The sequence below is a fragment of the Vibrio sp. 10N.261.51.A3 genome (assembly GCF_041471965.1).
GTDB classification, from domain to species: Bacteria; Pseudomonadota; Gammaproteobacteria; order Enterobacterales; family Vibrionaceae; genus Vibrio; species Vibrio crassostreae_C.
In genome coordinates this window covers 1-20,415 of record NZ_JBFRPK010000019.1, presented here as the reverse complement: position 1 = coordinate 20,415, position 20,415 = coordinate 1, and the positions used below count along the sequence as shown (strand labels likewise).

Below are 20,415 nucleotides of genomic sequence, written 5' to 3'. Positions count from 1 at the left end.
GGTGTTGTAGCTAAAATCTTTGCATAAGATTTGACGAACCACTAGTAAAAAGGGCATCATTTGATGCCCTTTTTCTGCGCTAAAAAAAGAGTTGGATGTTTTGACATCGATTTTTGCTCTTAGCAAAGAATTAAACGGTCTTTTTGACTAAAATGACTGTTAGATGTGTTGTTTTGCAACGCAAAGGAATGTGCCCTGCAACAGCGGGGTTATTGTCGTCTATATTTAAGACTTATCACAGGTTGGTTTTATGAAAGCAAACGCTGAAACTCCTGATAGCTCAGGTGCAGCAGATACAATGAAGTGGATTGTCGCTTTTGTTCTGTTGGCTGCTGCTGTTGTGGGTAATTACCTGTATGGTGAATTGTCTGTTGTAATTCGCGCTGCAGGTGTAGTTGTGCTGATTGCTGCCGCACTAGGCGTTGCAGCAACAACAACTAAAGGTAAAGCTGCGATCGATTTTGCAAAAGAATCTCGTATGGAGATTCGTAAAGTTGTTTGGCCTACTCGCCAAGAAACTATGCAAACTACATTGATCGTTTTAGCTGTATGTATTGTTATGTCTCTAGTGCTTTGGGGAATTGACGGCATTATGGTCCGTCTAGTTTCTCTAGCAACTGGGGTGTAGAGGGTTCTGATTCATGAGTGAAGCTCCAAAAAAACGTTGGTATGTAGTTCAAGCCTTTTCTGGCTTTGAAGGTCGTGTTGCACAGTCGCTACGCGAGCATATTAAAATGCACAACATGGAAGAACTATTTGGCGATGTGCTAGTACCTACTGAAGAAGTAGTGGAAATGCGTGCAGGCCAACGCCGTAAAAGTGAACGTAAATTCTTCCCTGGCTACGTATTAGTTCAAATGATCATGAATGATGAATCATGGCACTTAGTACGCAGCATTCCGCGTGTTATGGGCTTCATTGGTGGTACCTCTGATCGTCCTGCACCAATCACTGATAAAGAAGCTGATGCTATCTTGAACCGTCTAGAGAAAGCGAGCGAGTCTCCACGTCCTAAGACAATGTTCGAAGCGGGTGAAGTGGTTCGTGTGAACGATGGTCCATTTGCTGACTTCAACGGTACTGTTGAAGAAGTAGATTACGAGAAAAGCCGCATTAAGGTATCTGTATCGATCTTTGGTCGTGCAACACCGGTTGAGCTTGAATTTGGTCAGGTTGAAAAACTGGACTAAAACTCTAAGTTTTGAACAAGCTGTGGATAAATACTTCATAAGTTGTTCAAAATAAAAGAGTATAAAAAATCACCTTTTTAGGGTTGTTAAAGGCGCGAATTATGATTATAATTTCGCGCCTTTTTGCTTCTGTGGAAGTAAAAAAGAGTTAATTGAATTTATGGGGAGCTCGCCTTGCGGCTAGCGCATGTACCCAAAATATTAGGAAATATCATGGCTAAGAAAGTTGAAGCTTATATCAAACTGCAAGTTGCAGCTGGTATGGCAAACCCAAGTCCACCGGTTGGTCCTGCTCTAGGTCAACACGGCGTGAACATCATGGAATTCTGTAAAGCGTTCAACGCAAAAACAGAATCTGTTGAGAAAGGTCTACCTACTCCAGTAGTTATTACTGTTTACAACGACCGTTCTTTCACGTTCGTAACTAAGACTCCACCTGCTGCTGTTCTTCTTAAGAAAGCTGCTGGCGTTAAGTCTGGTTCAGGTCGTCCAAACACTGAGAAAGTTGGTACTGTTACTGACGCTCAAGTTCAGGAAATCGCAGAAACTAAAGCTGCTGATATGACTGGTGCTGACATCGAAGCAATGAAACGTTCTATTGCTGGTACTGCTCGTTCAATGGGCCTAGTGGTAGAGGGATAAGATCATGGCTAAACTTACTAAGCGTATGCGCGTAATCCGCGACAAAGTTGACTCAACTAAAGAATACGAAATCAGCGAAGCTGTTGCTCTTCTTAAAGAACTAGCGACTGCTAAATTCGTTGAGTCTGTAGATGTTGCTGTTAACCTAGGCATCGATGCTCGTAAATCTGACCAAAACGTTCGTGGCGCAACAGTGCTACCTCACGGTACTGGCCGTGACATCCGCGTTGCTGTTTTCACTCAAGGTGCAAACGCAGAAGCTGCTAAAGCTGCTGGCGCAGATATCGTTGGTATGGAAGATCTTGCTGAGCAAGTGAAAAAAGGCGAAATGAACTTCGACGTAGTTGTTGCTTCTCCAGATGCAATGCGTGTTGTTGGTCAACTAGGTACAATCCTAGGTCCACGCGGCCTTATGCCAAACCCTAAAGTTGGTACTGTAACTCCTAACGTTGCTGAAGCGGTTAAGAACGCTAAAGCTGGTCAGGTTCGTTACCGTAACGACAAGAACGGCATCATCCACACTACTATCGGTAAAGCATCTTTCGAAGCTAGCCAGCTTCAAGAGAACCTAGAAGCTCTTCTAGTTGCTCTTAAGAAAGCTAAGCCTTCTTCAGCTAAGGGTTCTTACCTGAAGAAAGTAAGCATCTCTACTACGATGGGTGCTGGTGTTGCTGTTGATCAAGCTAGTCTTGACACTCAAGCAAACTAATTTGCTTAGGCGCAGATTTAGTGTATACTTCTGCGCCTAATATTTGTGGTTGGGTGGTTTTAAAGCAATTTGAAATCATCTATCCCAAGACCGTAGGCGCTGTCGATTTTCATTAGATTATTGATAGCTTAATAAAACCTACGTAGGCGATGTTGTGGTTTGAAATGAATTTATTCATTTTTAAATAACATCGTAAACGCTCATTACATTTTGTATTGAGTGCTGTAATCACAACCAGAGGTTAATCCAAATGGCTTTAAATCTTCAAGACAAAAAAGCAATTGTTGCTGAAGTCAACGAAGCTGCCAGTGGTGCACTTTCTGCAGTTGTAGCTGATTCTCGTGGCGTTGAAGTTGGCGCAATGACTTCTCTACGTAAACAAGCTCGCGAAGCGGGTGTTTACATGAAAGTTGTTCGTAACACACTAGCACGCCGTGCGGTTCAGGGTACAGACTACGAGTGTCTAGTAGACACTTTCACTGGTCCAACTCTGATCGCATTCTCTAATGAGCACCCAGGTGCTGCAGCGCGTCTTTTCAAAGACTTCGCTAAAGAGAATAAAGATTTCGAGATCAAAGCTGCTGCATTTGAAGGCGCAGTTACTGATGCTGAAGTACTAGCGACACTACCAACTTACGACGAAGCTATCGCACGCCTAATGATGTGCATGAAAGAAGCTTCTGCTGGCAAGCTGGTTCGTACTATCGCTGCTGTTCGCGACCAAAAAGAAGAAGCTGCGGCATAAGCCTTGCTTTTCACTGGTTGCTATTTAAACTTATTGTTGACTTAAAAGAGAATTGTTATGTCTATTACTAACGAGCAAATCCTAGACGCAGTTGCAGAAATGTCTGTAATGCAAGTTGTTGAGCTTATCGAAGCTATGGAAGAGAAATTCGGCGTTACTGCAGCTGCTGCTGTTGTAGCTGGCGGCGCAGCTGGCGGCGACGCTGCTGCTGAGCAAACTGAATTCGACGTTATCCTAACTGCTGCTGGCGCTAACAAAGTACAAGTTATCAAAGCTGTACGTGGCGCAACTGGCCTAGGTCTTAAAGAAGCTAAAGGTCTTGTAGACTCAGCTCCTGCAGCGCTTAAAGAAGGCGTTGACAAAGCTGAAGCTGAAGCTCTTAAAGCACAGCTAGAAGAAGCTGGCGCTTCTGTTGAAATCAAGTAATTATTACTTAATTTCTTAGCCGCAAGGCTAATGGCTGGTGGTTTATTAACCACCGGCCTTTTTGCGCTGTAGGGCTATGACGAATTTTCCGCTGTTTAACCGTCATAATCCGAGCAAAAAAACAGTCATTTTTTCGAAATGATTGTTCACTACAGTAAACAGCTGTTTGTCACCGCCCCCTCTTGAAGAGTGTTTTGGGTGGTTTGGGTCACTTATCAGCGAGCTGAGGAACCCCATGGTTTACTCTTATACCGAGAAAAAGCGCATCCGTAAGGATTTTGGTACTCGTCCACAAGTTTTGGACATTCCATACCTGTTATCGATCCAGCTTGATTCTTTCGACAAATTCATCGAACAGGATCCAGAAGGTCAATACGGTCTTGAAGCTGCTTTCCGTTCTGTATTTCCAATTCAGAGCTACAACGGCAATTCTGAGCTGCAATACGTTAGCTACCGTCTTGGTGAGCCAGTTTTTGACGTTAAAGAATGTCAAATCCGCGGTGTTACTTACTCAAAGCCACTACGCGTAAAACTACGTCTAGTTATCTTTGATCGAGATGCACCAGCAGGTACTGTAAAAGACATTAAAGAACAAGAAGTCTACATGGGCGAAATTCCGCTTATGACAGACAATGGTACTTTCGTAATTAATGGTACCGAGAGGGTTATCGTATCCCAGCTGCACCGAAGCCCAGGCGTGTTCTTCGACAGTGATAAGGGTAAGACCCACTCATCAGGTAAAGTTCTTTATAACGCACGTGTAATTCCTTACCGTGGCTCATGGTTAGACTTTGAGTTCGATCCTAAGGATAACTTATTCGTACGTATCGACCGTCGTCGTAAGCTACCAGCATCGATTATTCTTCGTGCGCTTGGTAAATCGACTGAAGAGATCCTAGATCTATTCTTCGACAAAGTGAACTTCGAAGTTAAAGACCAAACTCTTCTTATGGAGTTGGTTCCTGATCGTCTACGTGGTGAAACTGCGTCATTCGACATCGAAGCAAACGGCAAAACTTACGTTGAGACTGGTCGTCGTGTTACTGCTCGTCATATCCGTCAACTTGAAAAAGATGGCGTTGAGCACATCGAAGTACCAGTAGAGTACATCGTTGGTAAAGTTGCATCTAAAGATTACATCAATGAAGCAACTGGCGAGATCATCGTTGGCGCGAACCAAGAGATTAGCCTAGAAGCACTTGCTAACCTGTCTCAAGCAGGTCACAAGGCTCTACAAACTCTGTTCACGAATGACCTAGATCACGGTCCATTCATGTCAGACACTCTACGTGCAGATAGCACAGTAGATCGCATCTCTGCATTGGTAGAAATCTACCGCATGATGCGTCCTGGCGAGCCACCAACGAAAGAAGCTGCAGAGTCTCTATTCGAAAGCCTATTCTTCTCTGAAGAACGTTACGACCTATCAACTGTAGGCCGTATGAAGTTCAACAGCTCTATCGAGCGTGAAGAAGAAGAAGAGCGCGGTACTCTGGATGAATCAGACATCATCGAAGTGATGAAGAAACTGATTGGTATCCGTAACGGTATTGGTGAAGTGGACGATATCGACCACCTTGGCAACCGTCGTATCCGTTCTGTAGGTGAAATGGCAGAAAACCAATTCCGTGTTGGTCTAGTTCGTGTAGAACGTGCCGTTAAAGAGCGCCTAAGCCTTGGTGACCTTGATGCAATCATGCCTCAAGATCTTATCAACGCTAAGCCGATCTCTGCTGCAGTTAAAGAATTCTTTGGCTCTTCACAGCTTTCACAGTTCATGGACCAAAACAACCCATTGTCAGAAGTTACGCACAAACGTCGTATCTCTGCTTTAGGTCCTGGTGGTCTTACTCGTGAGCGCGCAGGCTTCGAAGTACGTGACGTTCACGTAACTCACTACGGTCGTCTATGTCCGATCGAAACGCCTGAAGGTCCAAACATCGGTCTAATTAACTCACTATCTGCGTTTGCACGTTGTAACGATTACGGTTTCCTAGAAACTCCGTACCGTCGTGTAGTAGATGGTGTAGTAACAGAAGAAGTTGATTACCTGTCTGCAATCCAGGAAGGTCAATTCGTAATCGCGCAAGCAAACACCATTCTTACTGAAGAAGGTACGTTTGCAGATGAGCTAATCACAGCTCGTCAAAAAGGTGAATCTGGTCTTCACCCACGCGATCACGTTGACTACATGGACGTTGCGACAAACCAAGTAGTATCTATCGCTGCTTCGCTTATCCCGTTCCTAGAACACGATGATGCGAACCGTGCATTGATGGGTGCCAACATGCAACGTCAAGCTGTACCAACACTTAAGGCTGATAAGCCTCTTGTAGGTACTGGTATCGAACGTAACATCGCAGTTGACTCTGGTGTTACAGCGGTTGCTAAACGTGGTGGTCAAGTTCAGTCTGTAGACGCTTCTCGTATCGTAGTTAAGGTTAACGAAGATGAATTGGTACCTGGCGAAGCTGGTATCGATATCTACAACCTAACTAAGTACACGCGTTCGAACCAAAACACATGTATTAACCAACGTCCAACTGTACTTCCTGGTGAACCAGTTGCACGTGGCGATGTTCTTGCTGATGGTCCTTCAACAGACCTTGGTGAACTAGCTCTTGGCCAAAACATGCGTATCGCATTCATGCCTTGGAACGGTTACAACTTCGAAGACTCGATCTTAGTATCTGAGCGCGTAGTTCAAGAAGACCGTTTCACGACAATCCACATTCAAGAACTATCTTGTGTGGCTCGTGATACTAAGCTGGGTTCTGAAGAGATCACAGCTGATATTCCAAACGTAGGTGAGTCTGCTCTGTCTAAACTAGACGAGTCAGGTATCGTTTACATTGGTGCTGAAGTTAAGGGTGGCGACATCCTAGTTGGTAAAGTAACCCCTAAAGGTGAAACTCAACTGACTCCTGAAGAGAAGCTACTACGTGCTATCTTCGGTGAGAAAGCATCTGATGTTAAAGATACTTCTCTACGTGTACCAAACTCTGTTTCGGGTACTATCATCGATGTACAAGTCTTCACTCGCGATGGCGTAGAGAAAGACAAGCGTGCACTTGAAATCGAACAGATGCAGCTTAAAGAAGCGAAGAAAGACCTAACTGAAGAGTTCCAAATTCTTGAGGGTGGCCTTCTTAACCGTGTTAAAGCTGTACTTCTGTCTGGTGGTTACTCTGAAGCTAAGCTTGATACTATCGGTCGTAAGCAATGGCTAGAGCAAGTTCTAGAAGACGATGCGCTACAAACACAGCTTGAACAACTTGCTGAGCAGTGGGATGAGCTAAAAGCAGACTTCGATAAGAAGTTTGAAACTAAGCGTCGTAAAATCACTCAAGGTGATGATCTAGCGCCTGGCGTTCTTAAGATTGTTAAAGTTTACCTAGCGGTTAAACGTCGTATCCAGCCTGGTGATAAGATGGCCGGTCGTCACGGTAACAAAGGTGTAATCTCTAAGATTAACCCTGTTGAAGACATGCCATACGATGAGAAAGGTCAGCCTGTAGACATCGTACTTAACCCGCTGGGTGTACCATCGCGTATGAACATCGGTCAGATCCTAGAAGTTCACTTAGGTTTGGCTGCGAAAGGTATCGGTGACAAGATCAACCAAATGGTTAAGGAACAACAAGAACTGCATAAGTTCCGTGAGTTCCTACAGAAGGTTTACGATCTTGGTGACACTCGTCAGAAAGTTGATATTGCTGAACTGTCTGATGATCAAGTTCGTACACTGATCAAGAACCTACGTGGCGGTCTACCGATTGCTACTCCTGTGTTCGACGGTGCTTCTGAGTCTCTAATCAAAGAACTACTTAAACTGGGTGATCTGCCAGAGTCTGGTCAGCTTAAACTGTTTGATGGTCGTACTGGTGATTCGTTTGAGCGTCCTGTAACTGTTGGTTACATGTACATGCTGAAACTGAACCACTTGGTTGATGACAAGATGCATGCTCGTTCAACTGGTTCTTACAGCCTAGTAACTCAGCAACCACTTGGTGGTAAAGCTCAGTTCGGTGGTCAGCGTTTCGGTGAGATGGAAGTATGGGCACTAGAAGCATACGGTGCTGCATATACTCTACAAGAAATGCTAACCGTTAAGTCAGATGACGTTAACGGCCGTACTAAGATGTATAAGAACATCGTAGACGGTAACCATAGCATGGAACCTGGTATGCCTGAGTCGTTCAACGTACTGTTGAAAGAGATTCGCTCGCTAGGTATCAACATCGAGCTAGAAGACGAAGAGTAATCCCTCCTCTTTTTAAAAGAAGATAGGATTATTTGGTAAAAGGGAGCTTGCTACAGCAGTGAGCTCCTTTAACTCCTTACAGGAGCTGAATGTGAAAGACTTATTAAACTTTCTAAAAGCACAGCATAAGACCGAAGAATTTGATGCAATCAAAATCGGTCTATCTTCACCAGACATGATCCGTTCATGGTCTTTTGGTGAAGTTAAAAAGCCGGAAACAATTAACTATCGTACGTTCAAACCTGAACGTGATGGTCTGTTCTGTGCACGTATTTTTGGTCCAGTTAAAGACTACGAATGTCTTTGTGGCAAATACAAGCGCCTGAAGCACCGTGGTGTTATCTGTGAGAAGTGTGGCGTTGAAGTTACACAAACTAAAGTTCGTCGTGACCGTATGGGCCACATCGAGCTAGCTTCACCAGTTGCTCACATCTGGTTCCTAAAATCACTGCCGTCTCGTATCGGTCTACTAATGGATATCCCTCTACGTGATATCGAACGTGTTCTTTACTTCGAGATGTACGTAGTAACTGAACCAGGTATGACTGATCTAGAAAAATCTCAGATGCTTACTGAAGAAGAGTATCTGGATCGTCTAGAAGAGTGGGGTGACGAATTCACTGCTAAGATGGGTGCTGAAGCGATCAAAGATCTGCTTGCAACAATGGACCTTCATCAAGAAGTGGAAGAAATGCGCGAAGAGTTAGAAACTACTAACTCAGAAACTAAGCGTAAAAAAGTTACTAAGCGCCTGAAGCTAGTTGAAGCGTTCATTGCATCGGGTAACGATCCGCAATGGATGATTCTGACTGTACTTCCGGTTCTGCCGCCAGATCTACGTCCTCTAGTACCACTAGATGGCGGTCGTTTTGCGACTTCAGATCTGAACGACCTTTACCGTCGTGTGATCAACCGTAACAACCGTTTGAAGCGTCTTCTAGAGCTAGCTGCTCCGGACATCATCGTACGTAACGAAAAGCGTATGCTGCAAGAGTCTGTTGATGCACTTCTAGATAACGGTCGTCGTGGTCGTGCTATCACTGGTTCTAACAAGCGTCCTCTGAAATCTCTTGCTGATATGATCAAGGGTAAACAAGGTCGTTTCCGTCAGAACCTTCTAGGTAAACGTGTAGACTACTCTGGCCGTTCTGTAATCACAGTAGGTCCATACCTTCGTCTACATCAGTGTGGTCTTCCTAAGAAGATGGCACTTGAGCTATTTAAGCCGTTCATCTACAGCAAGCTAGAAACTCGTGGCATGGCTACGACAATCAAAGCTGCTAAGAAGATGGTAGAGCGCGAAGAAGCTATCGTTTGGGATATCCTAGACGAAGTAATCCGCGAACACCCAGTACTGCTTAACCGTGCACCTACACTTCACCGTCTAGGTATCCAAGCGTTTGAACCAGTACTAATCGAAGGTAAAGCGATTCAGCTTCACCCACTAGTGTGTGCGGCATACAACGCCGACTTCGATGGTGACCAAATGGCGGTACACGTGCCTCTAACTCTAGAAGCACAGCTTGAAGCACGTACACTGATGATGTCGACGAATAACATTCTGTCGCCAGCGTCAGGTGATCCGATCATCGTACCTTCTCAGGACGTTGTATTGGGTCTTTACTACATGACACGTGACAAGATCAACGTGAAAGGCGAAGGTATGTACCTTGCTGGCCCTGCTGAGGCTGAAAAGGCATACCGTACTAAGACTGCTGAGCTACACGCTCGCGTTAAAGTACGTATCACCGAGACTGTAGTAGACGAAGATGGTAACAGCACTACTGAAACGAAGATGGTTGATACAACTGTCGGCCGTGCAATGCTATGGCAAATCGTTCCAGCTGGCCTACCGTACAGCATCGTTAACCAAAAGTTAGGTAAGAAGCAGATCTCTACTCTTCTTAACGAGTGTTACCGTAAGCTTGGTCTAAAAGATACAGTAGTATTTGCTGACCAAATCATGTACGCAGGTTTTGCATACGCTGCACTTTCTGGTGTTTCTGTAGGTATCGACGATATGGTTGTACCTCAAGCGAAATACGATGAAATTGAATCTGCTGAAGAAGAAGTTCGCGAAATCCAAGAGCAATTCCAATCTGGTCTTGTTACTGCGGGTGAGCGTTACAACAAAGTTATCGATATCTGGGCATCTACGAATGACCGCGTTGCGAAAGCAATGATGGATAACCTGTCTTCTGAAACAGTTATCAACCGTGACGGCGAAGAAGAACAGCAAGAATCGTTCAACAGCATCTACATGATGGCCGACTCGGGCGCTCGTGGTTCTGCAGCTCAGATTCGTCAGCTAGCAGGTATGCGTGGTCTGATGGCGCGTCCAGATGGTTCAATCATCGAAACGCCGATCACAGCGAACTTTAAAGAAGGTCTAAACGTCCTTCAGTACTTTATCTCAACGCACGGTGCTCGTAAGGGTCTTGCGGATACAGCACTGAAAACAGCAAACTCGGGTTACCTAACTCGTCGTCTAGTAGACGTTGCTCAAGACGTTGTAGTACACGAACATGACTGTGGCACGCACGAAGGTATCGACATGATGCCTCACATCGAAGGTGGTGACGTTAAAGTTGCACTTTCTGAGCTTGCTCTAGGTCGTGTAGTTGCTGAAGACGTTCTTAAGCCTGGTACTGAAGATGTACTGATTCCACGTAATACTCTGATTGATGAGAAGTGGTGTCAAATCATGGAAGACAACTCAGTAGATAGCATGAAAGTGCGCTCTGTTGTTACCTGTGATGCAGACTTCGGTTGTTGTGCACAGTGTTACGGTCGTGACCTAGCACGTGGTCACCTAGTGAACCAAGGTGAAGCAGTTGGTGTTATCGCTGCACAATCTATCGGTGAACCGGGTACACAGCTAACGATGCGTACGTTCCACATCGGTGGTGCGGCATCTACTGCAGCAGCAGAGAACAGCATCCAAGCTAAGACAACTGGTACTGTGAAACTTCACAATGCTAAGTTCGTAGTTAACAAAGATAAGAAACTGGTTATCACTTCTCGTGCATCTGAGATGACGATTATTGATGAATTCGGCCGTACTAAAGAGAAGCACAAACTTCCTTACGGTTCGATGCTAACCAAAGGCGACAACGCAGCAGTTACTGCTGGTGAAGTTGTAGCTAACTGGGAAGCGCATACCATGCCAATCATCACTGAAGTGGCAGGTCGTATCCAATTCGTAGATATGATCGATGGTATTACAGTTTCTCGTCAAACTGACGATCTAACGGGTCTTTCTTCAAGTGAAGTTACAGACGCAGCAGCTCGCCCAGCAGCAGGTAAAGATATGCGTCCAGCTATCAAACTTGTTGATGAGCAAGGTAACGACGTAATGATCCCTGGTACTGATATGCCAGCTCACTACTTCCTACCTGGCAAAGCGATTGTAAACATCGAAGATGGCGCTGAAGTTGGCATCGGTGACACATTATCTCGTATCCCTCAAAAATCGAGCGGAAACAAAGATATCACCGGTGGTCTACCACGCGTAGCTGACCTATTCGAAGCTCGTAAGCCTAAAGAGCCTGCGATCCTTGCTGAGCACACAGGTACTGTGTCTTTCGGTAAAGAAACGAAAGGTAAGCGTCGTCTAGTAATCACTCGTGAAGGCGGTGACGCTTACGAAGAGATGATTCCTAAGCATCGTCAATTGAACGTGTTCGAAGGTGAGAAGATTGAACGTGGTGATGTAATCGCCGACGGTCCTGAAACTCCACACGATATCCTGCGTCTACGTGGTATCCACGCAGTAACTCAGTACATCGCGAACGAAGTTCAAGAAGTTTACCGCTTACAAGGCGTAAAGATTAACGATAAGCACATCGAGACTATCGTTCGTCAAATGCTACGTAAGTGTACAATCACTCATTCTGGTGACTCTCCGTTCCTACCTGGCGAACAAGTTGAGTACCACAATGTTAAGATTGCTAACCGTAAGCTAGAAGCTGAAGGTAAAGAACTAGTACGTTTCGAACGTGACCTACTAGGTATTACTAAAGCATCTCTTGCAACTGAGTCATTCATCTCAGCTGCATCGTTCCAAGAAACGACTCGTGTACTAACAGAAGCTGCGGTTTCTGGTAAGCGTGATGACCTTCGCGGTCTGAAAGAGAACGTAATTGTTGGTCGTCTGATCCCAGCTGGTACTGGTTTCGCATACCACCAAGAGCGTCAAAAGCAACGTGAAGAAGAGCAAGAAGGTCCTTCAGCTGAACAAGCTACTGACAATCTAGCAGCACTTCTAAACGCTGGTTTCTCTTCAGAAGAGTAAGCTCTACGAGTAGTCTCTAAGAGATAAGAAAAAGGCACCTTCGGGTGCCTTTTTTGTATCTGGCGTATTGGTGTTTAACGAGAGGTTATTCTTCAGAATCTGATAGGTTTGCTTGATTCCTTGATTCCTTGATTCCTTGATTGCTTGGTGGACTTAGTTGAGAGTACTTTCTCTAAGGCAGTTTTGGGTGTTTACAGAAATGTCGTGAGGATGAAACTGGTGACAAGTGTGACGTCTGGTTATCGCAAAACATCCGATCAGGGACGAACCAATAGGCTCTGGTAGAAGAGTTGAATGTGTTAGGTAACGCTACAGACAAAACAAAAAGCTTGCACAGAGGCAAGCTTAGAAGATGTTAAGCCATTACGCTCCTGGTGGAACCGCTAGGCTGTCGGCAATTTGTTGTATCAGCTGGTCTTCAACCGCAAACCTCACCTCAAGAATCTCACCAACGAGTGATAGCTCACTATCAAAGCTTTCTAATGTATCGGTCGCTTCAATGGCAGCGTATTTATCGGTGAAGTTGAGCAGTGGGTCGGTGGTAAGAACGATATGACCATAAGATTGGTTGATTTCGTCTGTTGCTTTGAAGCCAGTAGACTGCCATTTGTCCATCACCATGTCATAGATTTTGAAATGACCTTCGGAGATGTAATCAACAAGATGTTGGCTGAATTTTTGGAGCTCTTCTGGAGAAGGCAGTTCGGTGATTGCAGTTGCTTTCGACGATGAAGGCTGTAGAGCGGCAAGCTTACAATACTCAACGATTAGAGACTGTCGAGTTTCGAGCCAATGATCGATGACCTCATTAGAGCCACCCCATTGTTCTTGTATTTGTTTGAATTTATTTAGCATGACCATGTCCTCATGATCTGATCACAACCTTGTGATCAAGTAATTGCCTAAGCAGGGTCCGTTTTATTGGTAGCTACTAAAAGTAATAGCTTGAAATATTCTCTGCTACAACTCTAGTATGAAATTAGATTGCCAGTAAAATGAACGAACTGCAAGCAATGAGGCATAGGGATGTTAAAAAAAAGTGATAACAAAATGACAGAGCAAGCTTATTGGTGCGTCGTTTCTGGTAGTGATGTTTGGGTTAATAATGATCAGTTTCCGTTTGGCTCTGCTGAAGAGCTTGGGCTGAGTGTGGAGCATGCAATCTGTATTGGTCAGCATCAAGGTCGCAAGGTGTATTGGCTCAACGATTGTGATGTGGAGAATGAGCTTAGCATGGTCAGCCTAAGAGAGTTACTGCACTGGCCTGAAGCGAGTTTCTTGACTGCAAGCAAAGCCATCCAATATGGGCATATGACTCAAAGTATGCGTTTTTGCCCTCAGTGTGGCGGTCGAAATCATCTCAACCATAACCAGGTGGCGATGCAGTGTGGAGATTGCCGCACGCTTCATTACCCTCGTATCTTCCCGTGCATCATTGTCGCTGTACGAAACGACAACAAGATATTGCTTGCGCAGCACCCAAGACATAAAACAGGCATGTATACCGTGATAGCGGGCTTCCTAGAGGTCGGAGAGACCTTAGAGCAGTGTGTGGCAAGAGAAGTCAAAGAAGAAACGGGTATCGATGTCGATAATATTCGTTATTTTGGCAGCCAGCCATGGGCGTTTCCATCGAGTATGATGATGGGCTTTCTCGCAGATTATGCTGGTGGTACGCTTAAGCCTGACTACAGCGAGCTATCGGATGCTCAATGGTTTGACGTAACAAGCCTACCTGATGTTGCTCCTGTTGGAACCATTGCGAGACAGTTGATTGAGAAAACCGTTGATGACGTGATGAAAGATGGTGTGACGGAGCAGATGCTAGAGCACTAATTTGCCTGTGATAGTATTTGGCCTATGGGTGGTCAAAAGCTAAAAAAAACCCTCCACAAGTGGAGGGGGTAAGTAAGATGTCGTTATGAGATGCTGAGTAGTGACTACTCAGATGTTATAATTGTAATTTTCGCTAGCGAACAAATTTTTAACATGCTCCCGTAATTGGGTGCAAATTAAGCATTGATTTAAAAGTTAATAACTTGATCTAGGTTGCAAAGCACACAGCTTTTACCCTTCAATCAGTGTTAGAATACTTGCCATCAAAACTAGACAAGATTGAATTGGAATTTAACGGAATGACCGAATTAAAAAACGATCGCTATTTACGCGCACTTTTAAAACAGCCTGTTGATTACACACCGGTATGGATGATGCGCCAAGCTGGCCGCTATCTTCCTGAGTACAAAGCAACGCGCGCTGAAGCGGGCGATTTCATGTCTTTGTGCAAAAACGCGGAACTGGCATCAGAAGTAACACTTCAACCTTTACGTCGTTTCCCGCTTGATGCGGCAATCTTGTTCTCAGACATCCTAACTATCCCTGATGCAATGGGCTTAGGTTTGTACTTTGAAACAGGTGAAGGTCCTAAGTTTGAGCGTCCGATCACGTGTAAAGCTGACGTAGAGAAGATTGGCCTACCTGATCCAGAAGGTGAGCTTCAATACGTAATGAATGCCGTTCGTCAGATCCGTAAAGACCTGAAAGGCGAAGTGCCACTGATTGGTTTCTCTGGTAGCCCATGGACTCTAGCTACATACATGGTTGAAGGTGGAAGCTCTAAAGCATTCACTAAGATCAAGAAGATGATGTATGCAGAACCACAAACGCTGCACCTGCTTCTAGACAAGCTAGCTGACAGTGTTATCGAATACCTGAACGCGCAAATTAAAGCGGGTGCTCAATCGGTAATGGTATTTGATACATGGGGTGGTGTACTGACCCCTCGTGACTACAACCTATTCTCACTGCAATACATGCACAAAATCGTTGATGGCCTAATCCGTGAAAACGAAGGTCGTCGAGTACCGGTTACTCTGTTCACTAAGAACGGCGGCATGTGGCTTGAGTCTATCGCAGCAACAGGTTGTGATGCGGTTGGTCTAGACTGGACAATCAACATCGCAGATGCAAAAGCTCGCATCGGCGACAAAGTTGCTCTGCAAGGTAACATGGATCCTTCAATGCTTTACGCTCAGCCTGAACGTATTCGCGAAGAAGTGGGCAGCATCCTTGAAGGCTTCGGCGACGGCGGTACAGGTCATGTATTTAACCTAGGCCACGGTATCCACTTGGATGTACCGCCAGAGAACGCTGGTGTATTCGTTGACGCTGTTCACGAATTGTCTAAGCCTTACCACAAGTAATTCTGAGTAAGATGATTGAAAGCGCTGTTGGAAAACCAACAGCGCTTTTTTATTGCCTGAAATTGGCATTTGATAGCGGTTTAATCTTATTGTGTGCAGTTAATTAGGCATTTGGATCATGGTAGGCCAAATGCTCTGAGATGTGTTTCCTGATATAAGGAATGACTTCATTTTCAAACCAAGGGTTCTTCTTGAGCCAGATATTATTGCGTGGCGAAGGGTGAGGTAATGGCAAAAATTCAGGCGCCCAAGCCTGCCAGTTTTTGACTGTTTCTGTCAGCGTTTTGGTGGTTCTTTCCTTTAAATAATAGTTTTGCGCATATTGACCAATCAATAGTGTCATTTGAATGTTGGGCAATGACTGCAGTACTTTTTTGTGCCAGAGCTCTGCGCATTCTTTGCGTGGTGGCAGATCGCCACTCTTTCCTTTTCCCGGATAACAAAACCCCATAGGCACAATCGCGACTTTATGCTCGTCGTAAAAAGTATCGCTGTCTATCCCTAACCAGTCTCTTAATCGTTCGCCACTGGCGTCATTCCAAGGGATCGACGACTCATGCACCTTGATACCCGGCGCTTGACCTATGATCAGCAAACGCGCATTTGGGTGTGCTTGAATCACTGGGTTGGCACCGTGTGATAGGTGAGGTTCACAAGCTCGGCATTGTCGAATCTCTTTAAGTAACGAAGAGGACATCAGTAACCTTTATCAAAATCGATGACATGATTAAGTGTAAAGCCATCTCGCCACTGTTTGTAATTCTCTGCGAAGATCTCGACTACTTGTCTTGGCTCACTGAGTGCAGCGATGTGTGGAGTGATGGTGACTTGCGGTAGTTTCCAGAAAGGATATTCCTGAGAGAGGGGTTCACTTTCAAACACATCTAAAAATGCGTGTTCTACCCATCTGTTTTTTATGGCGAGCAACAAGGCTTTATTGTCGATGCTTTCCCCTCGACCGACATTAAACAGCAACACATTAGAGCAGTAACCTAACGTGGTTTGGTTCAACAGCTGATAGGTTTCAGCGGTTGATGGCAAGGTGTTGACCACAATATCGGCCTGCTTAAGGGCAGCCTCTATCTCATTGATGTGGAAAGTCTCTTTAAAGGTTTCTTGTTTGGATGGGATACCCGTACGGTTGACACCTATGGTATGAATACCAAAAGCCGCCGCGGTTTTTGCCAAATGACTGCCGATTGAACCTGTTCCTAAAATCACCATAGTTTTGTCAGTTAGGCTAGTATAAAGCTGTGGCTGCCAGTTTCGTTGTTGTTGATGCTGGTGGTAATGAGGGAAGTGTCTACAGTGACTGATTGTGTAACCCAATACGTATTCTGCGATAGCCGGGCCAAAGATGCCTTTGACGTTGGTTAGCGTATAGTCCTGACGCAGATCTGGCTGAGTGAGTTTATTGATTCCAGCATAGGTACTCTGTACCCAGTCTAGCTCTTTAAACTCGCTGAGGCGTTCTGCGATTAGAGGTGGTGACGCCAAGACAATCTGTGCTGATTCGGGGTTTTGAGTGATTTCTAGGTCGGGTAAATCCTGGTTTAGAATCAGTTGCGTATAGGTATCGTCATGCTCAGTAAGAATATAGAGCTTATTCGTAAAATTGTTCATCGGCTTACCTTTTCCCCCCAGGGTTTATCAAGTACACTTTCGCTGTCTTTTTCTGCAATTATTGAGTGACTATGCTTCAGAATCCACTGCAGGTTCGTCTTGAAAAGTTAGAACCTTGGCAACAAATTACCTTTATGGCGTGTCTATGTGAGCGTATGTACCCTAACTATGCCATGTTTTGTGAGAATACAGAATTTGCGGAAGCTCGAATCTATCGTGATGTTTTGGATAGCATTTGGGAAATCCTGACGGTTAAAACAGCAAAGGTGAACTTTGAGCGTCAACTTGAGAAGGTTGAAGAGCTATTCCCTAGCGGTGATGATTTTGATTTTTATGGTGTTTACCCAGCAATGGACGCATGCCAAGGCCTAGCAACGCTAATTCATGGTCTGCTTGACCGTGAACATATGTTGGAAGCGGTAATTAAAGTGAGTCAACAATCGGTGAAGACGGTTGCTGAGCTTGAGTTTGCTCAAGGCGCTGAAGAAGTGACGAACGAAAACCAGAAAGAAAACGAAGCGGTATGTGAAGAGTGGGACGTTCAGTGGGCCATTTTCCGACCTTTACGTGAAACGACTGAGCGTGACTTAGAGTTGATCAAAGACCTACGCCACGAACTGCGTGAAGACCCAGTCAGTAACATTGGTGTTGCGCTATAATTCGCAATTGCACCAAGGTACGAATAAAAACAAAGGCTCCCTAGGGAGCCTTTGTGGTATCTGACGGTATCAAATTGAGATTAAGCGTCTTTTTTGTCTTCGTTCTGCACTTTGTCTTTTGATGCGTCGTCGTCATTCGTTGATTTTGCATCTGAAGAGTCGTTGTCTGCTGGAGTTTCTTCCTCTAGCTCGTCCTCGTCATCGCGGTTTTCGATAACACCGTGTGTCTCTTTCCACTTCTCCCAGCGTTGGAACGCCAGTTCTTGCATATCAGTCGTCTTATCCGCTTCATCGACAATCTCTTCGCCCACTAGGTGCTCAAAGATGTCTTCTAGGGTGATGATGCCCTGAATAGTGCCGTATTCGTCCACAACTAAAGACAGTTGCAGGCGGTTTGCCATCATCTGGTCAAAGGCCTTAGCCAAGCCCATGTTGTTCAGCAACACGTGGATAGGGCGCATTACTTCACCCAAAGCTTTCTCACCACAACCGGCTTGCTGCAATCTAAACAGCTCTAAGCGGTGAACAAAACCGATGATGTTGTCACTCTGCTCGCTGTAAACCAGCGGACGTGAGAATGGCGTGTCTTTATGTTGTTCTAGGAACGTATTCACACTCATTTCCGCATCAACACGGAATACCACTGGGCGCGGCGTCATTACCTGAGTCACGGGTACATCTTGAATACCCAGTAGGTTGCTCAGGATTTTTGACTCGCCTTCTGCAAATTCACCGCTCTCTTTTGCCAAAATCGCCATTGCAGATAACTCATCACGCATTTTTGGTGCTTGGTGGCCACGAGCAAGACGTTTGGTGATCTGTTCTGAGAACCATACAAACGGTGTTAGGAAGAACACCATCCAACGAAGCACGCTTGCCGAAGCAGGAGCAAGTTGACGCCAGTAGGTTGCACCAATGGTCTTTGGAACAATCTCAGATAATACCAAGATACCTAGCGTTAGCACGGCAGAGAAGACACCTAACCATTGGCTACCAAAAACGACAGCCGCTTGTGCACCTGCTGTCGCAGCACCGATAGTATGGGCGATGGTGTTGAGCGTTAAAATTGACGCAAGCGGGCGGTCAATATCTGTTTTCAGTTTGTCTAAAGACTCTGCTGCAGGGTGCCCATTTTGTTTTAGTTGAGCAATGTAGCTCGGACTAATACTCAAAAGTACAGCTTCCAAAACAGAACAAATGAAAGAAACTCCAATAGCAATGGAGACGTAAATAGATAGCAGCAGCATGTTTGCCCTTAAATTAAATTGTACGCTTTAGCAGCGATTCAGCGTGGATTATAGTGAAAAAGTAGTGGCTAGGTCATCATTAATTTTGCTCTCAGCCCCTTTTAAACAAGGGCTTGCTTAATAAAATCAGTAACAAATTGTGAGTTATTACTCATATTATGGCTAAAACTACGGCATTAGAGCTAAAGATCGACGACAAACCTTTGCCAGATGGGGCATTTATGTTTTAGAGTGAATTGAATTCAAAAATACAAAGAAGGGAAACCTAAAATGAACAAGACTCAATTAATCGACTTTATTGCTGAAAAAGCGGACCTTTCTAAAGCACAAGCTAAAGCTGCTCTAGAAGCGACTCTTGGCGGTGTTACAGATGCTCTTAAAGATGGCGATCAAGTTCAGCTAATTGGTTTTGGTACTTTTAAAGTAAACCACCGTGCAGCTCGCACTGGTCGTAACCCAAAAACTGGTGATGAGATCCAAATCGCTGCTGCAAATGTTCCAGCATTTGTTGCAGGTAAAGCGCTGAAAGATTCAGTGAAATAATCTAAACTGTACCGAGGTAGTCGTATTCCACCTCGGTACAGGTTTTTATGAAAAAAGCATTTCTTCTCGTTTCACTATTATCTACATTTCTTATTGGCTGTTCTTCAACAAGCCCTCGCAAAAACCTAGAGCAATTTGAAACTCACACTGGCGGCCAAGTCATGGGCGACGCGACGAGTTTCTACTGGCTTACAAACAAGCTAACACAACCTCATACTTCAGCTGACTACGTCACTGTCGGCGATTACGGCTGGTACCAAACTGATTATGCTTGGTCAGAAGGCGTGCTTCGTGAATTCATTCGTGAAGGCGAGCAGCGTAACTCTTCTAATGAGCTGGTTCCCTATCGAGTCCATGTGCGTTTCAATAAGTCAGGCGAAGCTGTGTATCAACAGTATCGTATTGATAGCAAAATCTTACCTATCCAAGCCAAGCAGCTTGAAAACTATCAGAAAGAAGCGACGTCGGTTCTAGAGACCACAACGAAGCAGCATGATGAAGGGCTTAGGCTGATTCAGGGTTACTGGAATGGCAGCTCTTTTAAAACGTGCGCTGGTGGTGAGTTTGATCGCATTGAATTTAACCAGACCTTGCCAGGCTTCGTGATTGACCGATTGGCGTCTGTGGAAAGCTATGCGGCGTTTCTTGGCAGTGATTCACTGGGTAAGATGAGCGTGGAAGAGTTACTGATGCTGGCTGAAGACAGCCATGATTGTGTCGTTAGGCCATCATTGTTGAAAGAATAGCGAGTAATCAAAGGATTGAGAGTATTTGGCCTACTGTAGGCCAAGTGCCTATTTGTCTGTACAAATACAGATTCTTGTGTAAATGAGATAATAAAAGGCGCCTATTGAGGCTGTCTCTTGATCA

At 45.0% G+C, this 20,415-nt stretch carries 17 protein-coding genes; 13 read left to right on the top strand and 4 right to left on the bottom strand.

All coding sequences use genetic code 11. The features are described 5' to 3' along the window. Positions 1-250 precede the first annotated feature (250 nt). From secE to rpoC, 8 genes are all read left to right on the top strand, one after another. A complete protein-coding gene (secE, locus tag AB4371_RS04805) occupies positions 251-628 on the top strand; it encodes a preprotein translocase subunit SecE (RefSeq protein WP_010435558.1) in 378 nt (125 codons plus the stop codon). Between the two features lie 13 nt (positions 629-641). Continuing rightward, complete coding sequence (nusG, locus tag AB4371_RS04800; protein WP_010435556.1) at positions 642-1,190, top strand: transcription termination/antitermination protein NusG; 549 nt, start codon at positions 642-644, stop codon at positions 1,188-1,190. Between the two features lie 213 nt (positions 1,191-1,403). Then, positions 1,404-1,832, top strand: coding sequence for a 50S ribosomal protein L11 (gene rplK, locus AB4371_RS04795; RefSeq protein ID WP_010435555.1), 429 nt, complete (start codon positions 1,404-1,406; stop codon positions 1,830-1,832). A 4-nt stretch (positions 1,833-1,836) separates the two neighbouring features. Further along, positions 1,837-2,541, top strand: a complete 705-nt coding sequence (gene rplA / locus AB4371_RS04790; protein ID WP_017060523.1) for a 50S ribosomal protein L1 — start codon at positions 1,837-1,839, stop codon at positions 2,539-2,541. Between the two features lie 250 nt (positions 2,542-2,791). Next, the gene (rplJ, locus tag AB4371_RS04785; RefSeq protein ID WP_010435550.1) at positions 2,792-3,286 is read left to right on the top strand and encodes a 50S ribosomal protein L10; all 495 of its coding nucleotides are present in this window, start codon (positions 2,792-2,794) and stop codon (positions 3,284-3,286) included. 57 nt (positions 3,287-3,343) lie between these two features. Beyond that, positions 3,344-3,712, top strand: coding sequence for a 50S ribosomal protein L7/L12 (gene rplL, locus AB4371_RS04780; RefSeq protein ID WP_017631516.1), 369 nt, complete (start codon positions 3,344-3,346; stop codon positions 3,710-3,712). A gap of 235 nt (positions 3,713-3,947) precedes the next feature. Next, positions 3,948-7,976: a DNA-directed RNA polymerase subunit beta gene (gene rpoB / locus AB4371_RS04775; protein ID WP_017060526.1), complete on the top strand. Its 4,029-nt coding sequence runs from the start codon at positions 3,948-3,950 to the stop codon at positions 7,974-7,976. A gap of 91 nt (positions 7,977-8,067) precedes the next feature. After that, positions 8,068-12,270: a DNA-directed RNA polymerase subunit beta' gene (gene rpoC, locus AB4371_RS04770; RefSeq protein WP_017060527.1), complete on the top strand. Its 4,203-nt coding sequence runs from the start codon at positions 8,068-8,070 to the stop codon at positions 12,268-12,270. Between the two features lie 363 nt (positions 12,271-12,633). Here rpoC and rsd read toward each other — a convergent pair whose 3' ends face one another. Further along, the gene (rsd, locus tag AB4371_RS04765; RefSeq protein ID WP_102394129.1) at positions 12,634-13,131 is read right to left on the bottom strand and encodes a sigma D regulator; all 498 of its coding nucleotides are present in this window, start codon (positions 13,129-13,131) and stop codon (positions 12,634-12,636) included. 165 nt (positions 13,132-13,296) lie between these two features. On the opposite strand from rsd, the gene nudC reads away from it, so the two are divergent. After that, on the top strand, positions 13,297-14,106 hold the full coding sequence (gene nudC, locus AB4371_RS04760) for an NAD(+) diphosphatase (RefSeq protein ID WP_102394130.1): 810 nt from the start codon (positions 13,297-13,299) through the stop codon (positions 14,104-14,106). Between the two features lie 299 nt (positions 14,107-14,405). Beyond that, the gene (gene hemE, locus AB4371_RS04755; RefSeq protein ID WP_017060530.1) at positions 14,406-15,473 is read left to right on the top strand and encodes a uroporphyrinogen decarboxylase; all 1,068 of its coding nucleotides are present in this window, start codon (positions 14,406-14,408) and stop codon (positions 15,471-15,473) included. A 103-nt stretch (positions 15,474-15,576) separates the two neighbouring features. On the opposite strand, the gene AB4371_RS04750 is transcribed toward hemE, so the two are convergent. Continuing rightward, complete coding sequence (locus AB4371_RS04750; RefSeq protein ID WP_102394131.1) at positions 15,577-16,170, bottom strand: uracil-DNA glycosylase family protein; 594 nt, start codon at positions 16,168-16,170, stop codon at positions 15,577-15,579. Next, positions 16,170-17,096, bottom strand: a complete 927-nt coding sequence (locus tag AB4371_RS04745) for a D-2-hydroxyacid dehydrogenase (RefSeq protein ID WP_372149157.1) — start codon at positions 17,094-17,096, stop codon at positions 16,170-16,172. The genes AB4371_RS04750 and AB4371_RS04745 overlap by 1 nt, the downstream gene beginning before the upstream one ends. A 71-nt stretch (positions 17,097-17,167) precedes the next feature. Here AB4371_RS04745 and AB4371_RS04740 point away from each other — a divergent pair, with 71 nt between their 5' ends. Next, the gene (locus AB4371_RS04740) at positions 17,168-17,755 is read left to right on the top strand and encodes a YjaG family protein (RefSeq protein WP_017062699.1); all 588 of its coding nucleotides are present in this window, start codon (positions 17,168-17,170) and stop codon (positions 17,753-17,755) included. Positions 17,756-17,835: 80 nt separating this feature from the next. On the opposite strand, the gene AB4371_RS04735 is transcribed toward AB4371_RS04740, so the two are convergent. Beyond that, entirely contained in the window at positions 17,836-19,002 is a 1,167-nt protein-coding gene (locus tag AB4371_RS04735; RefSeq protein WP_372149154.1) for a CNNM domain-containing protein, read from the bottom strand. Positions 19,003-19,272: 270 nt separating this feature from the next. Between AB4371_RS04735 and hupA the strand changes: the two genes are divergently transcribed. Then, a complete protein-coding gene (hupA, locus tag AB4371_RS04730; RefSeq protein WP_004729753.1) occupies positions 19,273-19,545 on the top strand; it encodes a nucleoid-associated protein HU-alpha in 273 nt (90 codons plus the stop codon). Positions 19,546-19,592: 47 nt separating this feature from the next. Then, on the top strand, positions 19,593-20,291 hold the full coding sequence (locus AB4371_RS04725; protein WP_372149151.1) for a DUF1481 domain-containing protein: 699 nt from the start codon (positions 19,593-19,595) through the stop codon (positions 20,289-20,291). The last annotated feature ends 124 nt before the right edge of the window (positions 20,292-20,415 follow it).

Bases quoted from the DNA above. Each gene is read 5' to 3' on its own strand.
- secE (WP_010435558.1), top strand. From the start codon at position 251: ATGAAAGCAAACGCTGAAACTCCTGATAGCTCAGGTGCAGCAGATACA.
- nusG (WP_010435556.1), top strand. From the start codon at position 642: ATGAGTGAAGCTCCAAAAAAACGTTGGTATGTAGTTCAAGCCTTTTCT.
- rplK (WP_010435555.1), top strand. From the start codon at position 1,404: ATGGCTAAGAAAGTTGAAGCTTATATCAAACTGCAAGTTGCAGCTGGT.
- rplA (WP_017060523.1), top strand. From the start codon at position 1,837: ATGGCTAAACTTACTAAGCGTATGCGCGTAATCCGCGACAAAGTTGAC.
- rplJ (WP_010435550.1), top strand. From the start codon at position 2,792: ATGGCTTTAAATCTTCAAGACAAAAAAGCAATTGTTGCTGAAGTCAAC.
- rplL (WP_017631516.1), top strand. From the start codon at position 3,344: ATGTCTATTACTAACGAGCAAATCCTAGACGCAGTTGCAGAAATGTCT.
- rpoB (WP_017060526.1), top strand. From the start codon at position 3,948: ATGGTTTACTCTTATACCGAGAAAAAGCGCATCCGTAAGGATTTTGGT.
- rsd (WP_102394129.1), bottom strand. From the start codon at position 13,131: ATGGTCATGCTAAATAAATTCAAACAAATACAAGAACAATGGGGTGGC.
- nudC (WP_102394130.1), top strand. From the start codon at position 13,297: ATGTTAAAAAAAAGTGATAACAAAATGACAGAGCAAGCTTATTGGTGC.
- hemE (WP_017060530.1), top strand. From the start codon at position 14,406: ATGACCGAATTAAAAAACGATCGCTATTTACGCGCACTTTTAAAACAG.
- AB4371_RS04750 (WP_102394131.1), bottom strand. From the start codon at position 16,170: ATGTCCTCTTCGTTACTTAAAGAGATTCGACAATGCCGAGCTTGTGAA.
- AB4371_RS04745 (WP_372149157.1), bottom strand. From the start codon at position 17,096: ATGAACAATTTTACGAATAAGCTCTATATTCTTACTGAGCATGACGAT.
- AB4371_RS04740 (WP_017062699.1), top strand. From the start codon at position 17,168: ATGCTTCAGAATCCACTGCAGGTTCGTCTTGAAAAGTTAGAACCTTGG.
- AB4371_RS04735 (WP_372149154.1), bottom strand. From the start codon at position 19,002: ATGCTGCTGCTATCTATTTACGTCTCCATTGCTATTGGAGTTTCTTTC.
- hupA (WP_004729753.1), top strand. From the start codon at position 19,273: ATGAACAAGACTCAATTAATCGACTTTATTGCTGAAAAAGCGGACCTT.
- AB4371_RS04725 (WP_372149151.1), top strand. From the start codon at position 19,593: ATGAAAAAAGCATTTCTTCTCGTTTCACTATTATCTACATTTCTTATT.